This window comes from Streptomyces sp. SLBN-31 (assembly GCF_006715395.1).
In the GTDB taxonomy this organism is placed as follows: domain Bacteria; phylum Actinomycetota; class Actinomycetes; order Streptomycetales; family Streptomycetaceae; genus Streptomyces.
This window is the reverse complement of sequence record NZ_VFNC01000001.1, coordinates 3,946,811-3,958,679: the sequence shown is the minus strand read 5'-3', so window position 1 is coordinate 3,958,679 and position 11,869 is coordinate 3,946,811. Positions and strand designations below refer to the sequence as shown.

General features: G+C 67.5%; 8 protein-coding genes and 2 pseudogenes. 2 read left to right on the top strand and 8 right to left on the bottom strand.

Features of this window, described 5'->3' with window-relative positions; translation table 11 throughout:
* Positions 1-7: 7 nt before the first annotated feature.
* From FBY22_RS18350 to FBY22_RS18340, 3 genes are read right to left on the bottom strand one after another with little or no spacing between them, the layout of a single operon-like run.
* Positions 8-1,048, bottom strand: coding sequence for an ABC transporter permease (locus FBY22_RS18350; RefSeq protein WP_142146841.1), 1,041 nt, complete (start codon positions 1,046-1,048; stop codon positions 8-10).
* On the bottom strand, positions 1,041-2,606 hold the full coding sequence (locus tag FBY22_RS18345) for a sugar ABC transporter ATP-binding protein (RefSeq protein WP_142146839.1): 1,566 nt from the start codon (positions 2,604-2,606) through the stop codon (positions 1,041-1,043). Before FBY22_RS18345 ends, FBY22_RS18350 begins: the two co-directional genes overlap by 8 nt.
* A 48-nt stretch (positions 2,607-2,654) precedes the next feature.
* Complete coding sequence (locus FBY22_RS18340; protein WP_142146837.1) at positions 2,655-3,716, bottom strand: sugar ABC transporter substrate-binding protein; 1,062 nt, start codon at positions 3,714-3,716, stop codon at positions 2,655-2,657.
* A 601-nt stretch (positions 3,717-4,317) separates the two neighbouring features.
* On the opposite strand from FBY22_RS18340, the gene FBY22_RS18335 reads away from it, so the two are divergent.
* Together FBY22_RS18335 and FBY22_RS18330 are read left to right on the top strand one after the other, a co-directional pair.
* Positions 4,318-6,270 (top strand): alpha-L-fucosidase, encoded by a 1,953-nt coding sequence (locus tag FBY22_RS18335; RefSeq protein ID WP_174267171.1) that lies wholly within the window; start codon positions 4,318-4,320, stop codon positions 6,268-6,270.
* Between the two features lie 177 nt (positions 6,271-6,447).
* Positions 6,448-6,885 (top strand): annotated as a pseudogene (locus FBY22_RS18330) (transposase); the annotation flags it as partial.
* Positions 6,886-6,913: 28 nt separating this feature from the next.
* Here FBY22_RS18330 and FBY22_RS18325 read toward each other — a convergent pair.
* From FBY22_RS18325 to FBY22_RS18305, 5 genes and pseudogenes are all read right to left on the bottom strand, one after another.
* Positions 6,914-7,366: pseudogene (locus FBY22_RS18325) on the bottom strand (IS5 family transposase); the annotation flags it as partial.
* 14 nt (positions 7,367-7,380) lie between these two features.
* Positions 7,381-7,980, bottom strand: a complete 600-nt coding sequence (locus tag FBY22_RS18320; protein ID WP_142146835.1) for a TetR/AcrR family transcriptional regulator — start codon at positions 7,978-7,980, stop codon at positions 7,381-7,383.
* Between the two features lie 136 nt (positions 7,981-8,116).
* The gene (locus tag FBY22_RS18315; RefSeq protein WP_142146833.1) at positions 8,117-9,130 is read right to left on the bottom strand and encodes an NADP-dependent oxidoreductase; all 1,014 of its coding nucleotides are present in this window, start codon (positions 9,128-9,130) and stop codon (positions 8,117-8,119) included.
* A gap of 74 nt (positions 9,131-9,204) precedes the next feature.
* Positions 9,205-10,116, bottom strand: coding sequence for an alpha/beta hydrolase fold domain-containing protein (locus FBY22_RS18310; RefSeq protein ID WP_142146831.1), 912 nt, complete (start codon positions 10,114-10,116; stop codon positions 9,205-9,207).
* A gap of 74 nt (positions 10,117-10,190) precedes the next feature.
* Positions 10,191-11,006 carry an oxidoreductase gene (locus FBY22_RS18305; RefSeq protein WP_142146829.1) on the bottom strand — a complete coding sequence of 272 codons (816 nt, stop codon included), beginning with the start codon at positions 11,004-11,006 and terminating at the stop codon, positions 10,191-10,193.
* Positions 11,007-11,869: the final 863 nt, after the last annotated feature.

The following is an 11,869-nucleotide window of genomic DNA, read 5'->3' as shown; positions in this document are numbered from 1 at the left end:
GCCCGGGTCATTCCTGGACCTTGCCGCCGGTGATGCGGGAGATGGCGAGGGCGACGAGGATGATCAGGCCGTTGAGGGCGCCGATCCACTGGGCCGGGACACCGGCCAGCGTCAGCACGTTCTGGATCATGAAGAGCAGCAGGATGCCGCAGAACGCGCCGAACATGGTGCCCTTGCCGCCGTTGAGGCTGATGCCTCCGATGACGGCGGCGGCGAAGACGGTGAAGATGTAGCCGTTGCCCTGTGCTGAGGCGACCGAGGCGAGACGTCCGGAGAGCATCAGCCCGGCGAGGGCGGCGAGCACGCTGCCGGTGACGATGACGATCCACAGCACCCGGTCGGTGCGGATGCCGGCCGCCTTCGCGGCGTCGACGTTGCCGCCGATGGCGTACAGCGAGCGGCCGAAGCTGGTCCAGCCGAGCACCACGATCGCGACGGCGAACAGGGCCAGGCAGATCCAGATGGAGGCGGGCATGCCGAACCATTCGGCGGTGCCGGTGTAGAGCATCGACTGCGGCAGCTGGAAGAAGGTCTGGCCGCCGGAGATGCCGGTGAGGATGCCCCGTAGCACGATCAGCATGCCGAGCGTGACGATGAAGCCGTTGAGGCCGAAGCGGATGATCAGCAGCGAGTTGATCACGCCGACCAGCGCGCCCACGGCGAGGGTGATGGGGACCGCCCAGGCGCCGGGGAGCAGCCCGAGTCCGTGTCCGGCGCCGGCCGGGACGACCAGCCAGGCCGCGACGCCGGGCGACAGGCCCATGGTGGACTCCAGGGAGAGATCCATCTTCTTGACGATGAGGATCATCGTCTGGGCGAGGACCAGCAGGGCCATCTCGGACATGGTCTGCAGGACGTTGATGAGGTTGTCGGCCTGCAGGAAGACCGGGTTGACGATCTGGCCGACGATCGCGATGACGACGATCGCCGGGACGAGCGCCAGGTCGCGCAGCCGGGCCAGTGGGATCCGGCCGCCGAAGAGCGCGGTCCGCTTCTGCTTGGGCTCCACGGCCTGGGCGGCGCCCTCGGCGAGGACGGTTTCAGGCATCGAGGTCCACTCCTTCCATCGCGGCCACGAGGTCGTGGTCGTGCCAGCCGCGGGCTATCTCGGTCGTCACCCGGCCCTGGAACATCACCAGGACCCGGTCGCACATGCGCAGGTCATCGAGTTCGTCGGAGGCGATGAGCACCCCGGTGCCGGACACGGCGGTCTCCTCGACCTTGCCGAGGAGGAACTCCTTGGAGCGCACGTCCACGCCCGCGGTCGGGTTGATCAGCACCAGCAGCCGGGGGTCGTCGGCCAAGGCGCGCGCCATGACGACCTTCTGCTGGTTGCCGCCGGACAGGGCGGACACGGGCAGTTCGGGTCCCGGTGTCTTGATGGCCAGGTTCTCGATCATGCGCCCGGCCAGCTGGTCCCGGCGGCCGCGGCTGAGGAAGCCGTTCCTGCCCAGCCGTTTGGGCACGGACAAGGTGGCGTTGTCGGCGATCGACATGTCGGGCACGAAGCCCTGATGGTGCCGGTCCTGCGGGACGAACCCCGCCCCGGCGGCGAGCGCGGCGGGCACGCTGCCCGGCCGCGGCCGGTGCCCGGCGATCTCCAGGTCCCCGGTCGCCGCGGCCCGCAGTCCCACGACGGTCTCGGCGACCTCCGTCCGTCCGCTGGCGGCGGCACCCGCGAGGCCGACGATCTCCCCGGCGCCCACCTGGAAGGTGACGTCGGTGTAGGTGTCGTCGCTGCCGAGGCGGTGCACGGCCAGCGCGGGTGCGGTGCTGTGGTCCAGGCTGCCGACACGCTCCTGCCGCCGGTCGGTCGCCGCCTCGCCGGTCATCGCCGCGACCAGCTCGGCGCGGGGGAGGTCCGCGACCGGGGCGGTCACGATGTGCGCCGCATCGCGGAACACCGTCACCATGTCGCAGATCTCGTAGACCTCCTGCAGGTGGTGGCTGATGAACAGGAAGGTCACGCCCTGGCGTTGCAGGTCGCGGATGCGGTCGAAGAGCCGGTTGATGGCCGCCGCGTCGAGCTGTGCGGTGGGCTCGTCGAGGATGATGAACCGGGCTCCGAAGGACAGCGCCCGGGCGATCTCGACGAACTGCCGTTGCTCGACGCTCAGCTCGCCGGCCGGGGACTGCGGGTCGACGTCCACCGACCAGGTCGACAGCAGTTCCTGGGCCCGGCGGCGTACGCCGGGCCAGCTGATCAGCCGACCCCGCCCGTGGTGGTGCCGGTTCAGGAAGAGGTTCTCGGCGACGGTCAGCGTGGGAATGATCGTCGACTTCTGGTAGACACAGGCTACGCGCTGTCGCCAGGCGTCGCGGTCGCTGAGTCGTGGTGCCGGGTCGCCGCCGAAGGTGACCGTTCCCTCGTCGGGAGCCTGCAGGCCGGTCAGGACGGACACGAGGGTCGACTTGCCGGCCCCGTTGCGGCCGACGAGCGCGTGGGTCTCGCCGGGCCTGATGGTGATCCGGGCGCCGTTGAGGGCCACCGTCGGACCGAATCGTTTGACTATGCCCGTCGCCTCGACGACGGGCGGGGCTGCGGGGGCCCGCCCGTCGTCCGCCGGGGCGGGCGCGGGTGTGACAGTACGCTCCCCGTCACTCATCTCAACCGCCTTGTGATGGTTGGCCGTTGGGTTCCTTGGGAAGGCAGGTCAGCCGAGGTTGTTGCCCCACAGCGACGTGTCGTCGCTCTTGACGCTGGGGACGCCGCCGAACGTGCCGCCGTCGGCGGTCACCAGCGGAGCGGACAGCTGGTCCTCCAGCAGACCGGCACGGACCTGGATGATCGTGCTGTCGTGGTCGGTCTTGCCCGGCTTGAACTTCTTTCCGTCGATCGCGGCCTTCAGGTAGTACAGCGCGTACTTGGCGTAGAGGTCGGCCGGCTGGGAGACCGTGGCGTCGATCTTGCCCGCGGCGATGTCCTTGAGTTCCTCGGGGATGCCGTCGTTGGACACGATGAAGACGTGCTTCTTGTCCTTTGGGCCCACCAGCAGGCCCTTCTGCTTGAGCACCTGGAGCGTGCCGGACAGGGCGAAGCTGGACTGCATGTAGACGCCCTTGATGTCCGGGTTGGCGGTCAGGTCCGTCTGCAGCTTCTGCGCCGCGGTCGCGCCGTCCCAGTTCGTGGCCTCGCCGAACACCTTGATGCCGGGGAAGTTCTTCTTCATGCAGTCGTTGAACGCCTCGGTGCGGTCACGGCCGTTGATAGAGTCGAGGCCGCCCTCCAGCATGACGACCTTGCCCTTGCCGTTCAGCTTCGCGCCGAGGAACTGACAGGCCTTCTCGCCGTAGGCGCGGTTGTCCGCGCGCACCACCATGAAGACGTTGCCGCTGTCGGGACGGGTGTCGACGGTGACGACCGGTATCTTCTTCGCCTCCAGCTGCGCCAGTGTCGGCGCGATGGCGGCGGTGTCCTGCGGGGCCATCGCGATGCCCTTGACGCCCTGGCTGATGAACGTCTGTGCGTTGGCGGTCAGTTTGGCGACGTCGTTCTGCGAGTTCGTGGTCTTCAGGGACAGGCCGAGCTGCTTGGCGGACTGAGGTGTGTACTTGATGTACGAGTTCCAGAAGTCGGTGTCGGAGCGGGGGTAGTCGACGCCGACCAGCGGGGCGCTGCTCGACGAAGCGGTGCCGGAGCCGCCGCTGCAGGCGCTGAGCAGCGCCACTGCGGAGAGGGCGGAGACGGCGGAACAGAGGCCGGTTCTGAGTCTCATGGGTACTTCCTCGCGCTGGTCCCGTAGCGGGTGGTTGTTTCGGAGATGCGACCGCTGTGTGTCGCCCCCAGAGATGGGATGTTTATAGAGGCTTGTTGGCGGTGCCGTCTAGGGTGGCGACAAAGTTTGCTGCACAGATTAGGTAGGGCGTTCTGGAGAGGCTCGATCATCAGCCTCCTTGGATCAATCCATCCCATCAATGATGCCGGTCTGTGATGGGACGCCCCCTTGCGCTCACCCCCTCCGGGTGCAGGGCGAGCGAGGGGCGCGGATGGCGCCGCGGCAGCCGGGTGCACCACTCCCCGAACCGCTGCGGCGCTTCGTAGATCACTCTCCGCCTCCTGCAGAACATGGCATGTCTACAGGAAATGGAAAGGTACGCGGAGGGACGAAACCGCCAATTCCGCTCTGCCCGTGAGCACTTTCATCCATTCACCTGTTGACACGGGGCAGTGACGTCACCGACCTTCATGCGTAACATCCGGCGCTTCGGAGCCCATCTGGAGAGCCGCGCCCAAAACTCTGGAGCCCGCCCGCCCTCGGGTGCCGCCGCCAAACCTCATCCCGTGCCGCAGAGCCACCCTCAACCGGGAGCACACCCATGTCGTCAGGAAGACTGTCCCGCCGCACGTTCCTGGGGGCCGCCGCCGGCGCTGCCACCGCCACGGTACTGCCCGTCGCCCCCGCCCTCTCGAGCCTGGTGTCCCAGGCGGCAGCCGCCGACCTGCAGACCAACCTGGAGAAGCTGGTGAACATGCGGTTCGGCATGTTCAACCACTTCAACCTGGGCACCTTCACCAACCAGGAGTGGGCCGAGCCCAACCAGAACCCCGCCCTGTTCGCCCCCACGGCCGTGGACTGTGCCCAGTGGGCGGACGCCGCCGTGGCGGCGAAGATGAGCTACGGCATCCTGACGACCAAGCACCACGACGGCTTCGCCCTGTGGCCGAGCGCCTACGGCACCCAGAACGTCGCCAACAGCTCCTACAAGCATGACGTGGTGAAGGTGTACTGCGACGCCTTCCGGGCCAAGGGACTGAAGGTCGGACTCTACTACTCGATATGGGACCGCACCTTCGGCATCGAAGCGTGGGAGAGCCGGCACACGGTGTCCGGGCTCGACACCACGGATGCCATCCAGCCCGGCGACATGACCTTAATCCTCGGCCAGATCACCGAACTGCTCACGAACTACGGCACCATCGACATCTTCATCACCGACGGCTATGCGTGGCAGATGGGCCAGCAGGCCGTCTCCTACCAGCGGATCCGCGAGCACGTGAAGTCGCTCCAGCCGGACATCATCATGATCGACCACGGTGCGCTGTCGGAGCCGTTCCTCGGTGACGCGATCTACTTCGAGGAGCCGCTGGGCGTCACCGCGCCGGCCGGAAACACCTACGCCGCCACGCAAGGGCAGACGATCAGCAACGGCTGGTTCTGGCATCCGACCACGCCGACCACCGACCCCATGAGCAAGGCGGCGATCCTGTCCCACCTGGCCGACCTGGAACCGAAGTACACCTCGTTCATCCTCAACTGCCCGCCCAACCGGGACGGCAGGCTCGACACCAACATCGTCAACCGACTCGCCGAAGTCGGCGCGGCCTGGAGCCCCAACACCTCCCGCCCGCCACTGCCGACACAGATGCTGCGCGCCGAGCACCCCGTCACACCTGTCAGCGCCTACGCGACCTCATTCCGCACCGGAGAGGGACCGCTCAACGCCATCGACGGACTGAGCGACAAGAACTACGAGACCTGCTGGTCGACCTGGGGACTGTCCCCCGCCCTGCCCCACTCCATCACGATCGACCTGGGCGGGGTGTGGAGCAACGTCTCCACCCTGGAGTACCTGCCCAAGCAGTGGAACCGCAGCAACACCACCGACGGTGACATCACCTCGTACACCATCTCCACCAGCACCGACGGCACGAACTTCACCCAGGTCGCCACCGGCACCTGGGCCGGAGACCGCACCACCAAGGTGGCCGAATGGCCCGCCCGGAACGTGGGATTCGTACGGATCCGGGCCAACGCGGCCACCGGCGGCTACGCCAACATAGGCAACCTCCACATCGGCGGCCGAACTGCCAAGCCGACCCTGGTGTCGGGTGTCCTCCCTGGCGACGGCACGGTCTACCGCATCGTCAACCGCAAGAGCGGCAAGGTCGTCGACGTGTTCAACTTCGGTACGGCCAACGGCACCAACATCCAGCAGTGGCCGTGGCTGAACAACACCGCACAGAAGTGGACCTTCGCCTCCACTGGAGACGGCTACTACGAGATCAAGAACGTGAACAGCGGCAAACTGATGGAGGTGGCCGGACTCTCGCGGGTGGACGGCGGGAACGTCGCCATCTATGCAGACGACGACGTTCCCCAGCAACACTGGGCGGTCACGCCCACCGGCGATGGCTACTACTACCTCACCAACCGGTTCAGCGGCCTGTCGCTCAACGTCGATGCGGGCTCGACCGCCGACGGGGCCAACATCGACCAGTTGACCTACACCCGCGCACCCGAGCAGCAGTGGCAGATCATCGCCCTCTGACACCCCGACAACAGGCGGTGCGTTCACCGCAACCGCCGTCGGTGGAGGCACCGCCCGTCCTCGGCCCGCTTCGCCCCACCGCGCCGGACCACGGAGAAACGGTGCCGACACGCCTGCTCCGGCAAACCGACCAACCGGCCGTCCGAAAACAGCCCAAGGGACCCAAGCTGCCCAACAAAGCGGCACCTGATCACGGACACTCTCGGCCTGGTGCTGGCTGTCCTCGTCACCGCCGCGAACGTCCATGGCACCACCGGCGGCAAGCTCCTGATCGACGACCTAGCCGCGGCGCATCCCAGCGTCACCAAGGTCTGGGCCGACGGCGGTTACCAGAACAGCATCTTCAACCACGGCGCCCGGTTGGGCATCGATGTCGAGGTGGTTCAGCGGCAGCGGACGAAGGGGTTCGAGCCGCTGCCGAAGCGGTGGGTGATCGAGCGGACCTTCGGCTGGCTCATGCAGCACCGCCGCCTGGCGGGCGACTATGAAGCCCTCCCGCAGAGGTCGAGAGCGATGATCCACTGGGCGATGGCTAACAAAATGTCCCGCGAACTGACCGGAGAATCTACACCAACCTGGCGAATCGAAACGGGCATCCCACCCACATCAGCGTGAACACTGATCAGATGCTCTCTAAGACGTCCTAACAAAGGCGTTGGACGTGTCGGTGGGTGATCAGGCAGGTGGCGAGGCCGAGGAGGGCTTCGTGGATGTCGTCGCGTCGTTCCCAGCGGATTCGCAGCCGTCGGAAGCCATGGAGCCAGGCGATCGTGCGCTCGACCACAGAACGGAAGATGCCCAGGCCGGAGCCGTTTTCCTGTCCTCGTTCGGCGATGACTGGCGTGATTCCTCGTGCCCGGACCAGGCGCCGGTACTTGTCGTGGTCGTAGCCGCGGTCGGCGAGAAGGGCGTCCGGGCGTCGGCGCGGGCGGCCGACGACACCGGCGACCGGTGGAACCTTGTCGAGCAGGGGCAGGAGTTGGGTGACGTCGTTGCGGTTGCCGCCGGTCAGCGACACTGCGAGCGGGATGCCCTGGCCGTCGGTGAGGACGTGGTGCTTGCTGCCCGGCCGTGCGCGGGAGGGCACCTCGTCCCCGTCGAACAGCACCTTCAGCCGCCAGTAGCCGGTGGTTGTGCGCTGAGCAGAGTGAGGGCGTTGCGGATGCCCTCTTCGAGGAGCTCGTCGGAGAGTCGCCGGTCGGCCAGGGCGCGGGAGAGCTGCAGCGTCCCGACCATCATGGCATAGACGCTGAGGGTCTTCGTGCGCACCGAGCGCGGATCGGTGGGCGCCAGGCGAGCGGCGATACCGTCGATGACGGCGAGCACGCCGTCGGTGTACGCCTGCTTGGTCTCGTCCGCGCAGCGCCCTACCTCGTCGAGGAGTGCGGCGGAGGGGCAGCCGTCGTCGGGACTGTCGCGGTGCTGGGGCGACAGATACCACCGTACGATCTGCTCGAGTCCGGCGATCCCGGTGGCCGCCTGCTCGATGACGTTCGCGTACTGCGTACGCAACTGGTCCGCGACCGCGGCGGCCACGAGGTCGTCCTTGGATTCGAAGTGGGCGTAGAAGGCGCCGTTGGTCAGTCCGGCGTCCGCCATCAGCGTCGAGATGCCCGAGCCGTCGATACCGTCCTTCTTGAACCGGCGGCCGGCGGTCTCGATGATCCGCTGCCGGGTCGCCTGTTTGTGTTCTTTCCCGTAACGCGCCACGCGCTCGCTCCTTTGTGCGCGGGAAGGGTCGCCTGCCCTCCGCCGGCTTCGCCATCGTATGGGATTACGAACGAACTCCAATGGGAGGCGACCGGCATCCGGAGCATCGCAACGCCTTCTTCGCGGCCGGCCCGATTCAGTCGTTGCCGGGCGCCATCGAGATCACGACCTTTCCGGCCGTGGTACGCCCCTGCTCGACGTACGCCATCGCCTCGAGGGTCTGGTCGAAGGGGAAAGTGCGGTCGATGACCGGGCGGAGCCGTCCGTTGTCGTACAGGGCACCGAGTTCGCGGAGCTGGGTGCCGCTGGCCTGCATGAAGAAGAACTCATAGCGCACGCCCAGGGCCTTGGCCTGCTTGCGCACCTTTCGGCTAAGCGCGTTCATGGCCATGCCCAGGAACGAGGGGGCGCGGAGTTGCCTCGCGAAACCGGCGTCCGGCGGGCCAGCGACGCCGATGGCCAGACCGCCCGGCTTCAGCACGGTCAGCGACTTCCCGAGGTTCGCCCCGCCCAGGGAGTCCAGCACCAGGTCGTAGCCGGACAGCACCTTGGAGAAGTCCTCCTTGGTGTAGTCGACGACGATGTCGGCGCCGAGGGTGCTGACCAACTTCTCGGTGCGGGTGTTCGTGGTCGTCGCCACCGTGGCGCCCAGGTGCTTGGCGAGCTGGATGGCCGTCGATCCGAGGCCCCCGGCACCGGCGTGAATGAGCACCTTCTGACCCGGCATCACGTGGGCGCGGTCGACGAGGATCTGCCAGGAGGCCAGTGCCACCAGGGGCACCGCGGCCGCCTCGCGAGGGGTGAGGGACTGCGGCTTGGGTGCGACGTCGTCCTGGTCGATCGCGATGAACTCGGCGAAGCCTCCGATCCGCAGGTCGCGGGGACGTGCGTAGACCTCGTCGCCGACGGCCACGGCGCGCACGGCGGACCCGACCTGCGTCACGGTGCCGGCGATGTCGTGGCCGAGTACGAAGGGCAGCTTGTACTTCAGGAGTCGTTTGAACTCCCCGTCGCGAACCATCTTGTCCAGCGGGTTGATGCCGGCGGCGCTCACCCGGACCAGGACGTCGCCGTCCTTGACGGTGGGCTCGGGAACGTCTGCGGCGCGCAGGCCGTCCTTGCCGTACTTCTCGACGACGAATGCCTTCATGTCAGCCATCTCTTTGTGTGATCTTCTCGGTTGCCTTCTTGGCGGACGATGCGCATGTCCGGGCGGCTTCCACGTCAGCTGCCGAGGTGCCGGCGAAGGCACTGACCCATCTGCCCGATCGCCCGGTCCACCTCCGGCACGCGCCCCGCGCCGAGGATGAACGAGTGCTGGCCCCCGGGCAGCGGGCGGACTTCGGAGGGGATCTTGAAGTCGGCGAGTCGGCGGCCGAAGTCGGCGCCCTCGCCGGCAAGCGTCTCGGACTCCCCGTAGTGCAGGGATGTGGGCGGCAGGCTGGTCAGGTCGGCGTTCACGATGCTGATGTCGGGGTCGGCGAAGTCCACGCCGGGGTCCTGCAACCAAGCCGCTCGGAACTGCTCGAGGATGTCCCGGCTGAGCATCTTGTCGTGTTTCTCGTTGTCGTCCACCTTCGGGTTGCTGATCGTGAGGTCGGTCCACGGCGAGATGCTGACGATCGCCCCGGGGGTTGCCTCACCCTTGGCGAGCAGGCGCAGCGGCAGCGCGACCGCCAGGGTGCCTCCAATCGAGTGGCCGGTGCTGCCGATGTTCCGCGGCTCGTAGCCCTTCGCGAGGAGCCAGCGGTAGGCGGCCTCGGTGTCGTCGATCTGCGCCGGGTGGGGGTGCTCGGGTGCCAGGCGGAAGCCCACGACGAGTGAGCGGGCTCCGGCTGCCTTGGCGATGCGGCCGGCGGCCTTGCGGTCCGACGCAGTGGAGGCGGCGACCGATCCGCCGAAGTGGAAGTGGAGCAGCGCCTTGTCAGGGTCGGCGCCCTCAGGGATGACCCACAGGGCGGGAACGCCGTCGGCGTCCACGTCGGCGTAGGTGACGCCTTCCGGCTCAGGCGATGCCGAAGCATGTGTGTCGACGATGTCGCGGACGACGGCCAGATCGAGGCCCGGTGTCGACGCCTTCGCGCGCACGCTTCCGAGGAAATGTGCGAACTGCTGTGCTTCCGCGCTGATTCCCATGGCGCTGCTCCTTGTCAGGTCAGAACTGAACGGGCCTCTCGCGCGCCCCGCAGATCGTTGAGCCGGGTACGACGTCAGCCGGGCATCCGGTTGAACTTGCGGATCTGCTTGTCGAAGATCCCGGCGGGGACGAGACGTCGCGCGGTGGTGATGCGTGAGGCGAGCGGTCCGGCGGCGTAGCGCAGCTTCGGCTTCGCGGCGGTGGCTGCCGTGACGATCTCCTTGGCGACGACGGCGGGGTCGTCGCCGGCCTTCATCGCCTCAGCGACCACCTCGTCGAAGACACGCCGCCGCTCCTCATACAGCGGCAGCGGGGTGTCGGGCTGCGCGGCATTGGCATCGAAGGCGGTCCGGGTGTAGCCGGGCTCGACGAGCAGGACGCGGACGCCGTGCTCGCGGACTTCGTGGTCCAGGGACTCTGAGTAGCCCTCGATGGCGTGCTTCGCGGCGACGTAGAGGGCCATGTAGGGCTGCGGGATGACGCCGAGGACGGACGAGAGGTTGACGATACGTCCGTGGCGCTGGGCGCGCATGTGCGGCAGGACGGCCTTCGTCATGCGGACGAGACCGAAGAAGTTGAGGTTGAAGAGGCTCTGGGCCTGGGCGACGGAGTTCTCCTCGGCGGCGCCGGCCGAGCCCAGACCGGCGTTGTTCACGAGGACGTCGATCCGACCGAACCGTTCGATCACTTCCTGGACGGCGGCGGTGACGGATTCGTCACTGGTCACGTCGAGGTCGAGGAAGGTCACACCGGCCGGCGGGGTCAGTCCCGAGGTGTTCCGCCCGGTTCCGATCACCTCGAACCCGGCTGCGGCGAGGGCGCGAGCGGTTGTGTTACCGATCCCCGATGACGCCCCCGTCACGAATGCTACCGGCCGTTGGGTGGCCATGACGGACTCCTCGAGCAATTGAATTACGATCGTTTACCTTACGGCCGTAATACTGTGGCGATGGTGGGGCGTATGACAAGGAGTGCGGCCCCCGGCGGCCACATGGCCGAGAACCTCCGACTTGGCGTGGGTCGTCGACGACGGCCTGCAACGCCACTCCGAAGGCTCAGAGCGCCACGCCGTGATCGCAGCCCGCGCGGCCCACGCACCATTCCGCCGTCGCGACTGTGGCAACTCGGTGATGTCGGCACCGTCGCCACTTGACTAGCCATTTCGGCAGGTGCTGATACCCCGCTGCTCCAGCCAGGCGAAGCATCGACTCATTGGTCTTGCAGCGTTCACCTGCGGCGATGGCCGCGCCGGATGCGCATAAGCGGCCAGGTACCGGGTCCACCGAGCCCAGCTGCTTCGGCCCTCCGTCAGGACCCCGACCAGGGACGACATGAACGGTTTGATCTCCGGCCTCATCGCCGCAGGCCCACCGATGAAAGTCGCGCTGCCGCTGATCCTCTTCGTGATGCCGTCCTGCTGATCCGTACGACCGCGGCCGGCATCGCCACCGTGATCAAGGCGATGCACCCCGGCGAGTCCTCAGACGCCGTACAGATGCGGCGACGATCTGCTTCGCCCGGGCTTATCGCGCATCGGATGTGACAGGGCCAAATGGCGCCGCCATGAGTCCAACGGCCTCTGCCGAAGCGGATCGTGTACGAGGACCCTGAGCACGGAGGGGAGAAGCAGCCCGCACTCCCGCGAGGGCCGCCGCCGCTCCTCTCAGCCAGGGGACGCCTCCAACGCGTCCCTCTCAGTCCTTGCGGCATCGCCCTGGGGTGAGTGCCGCAAGGACCGGGACCACCATGAGC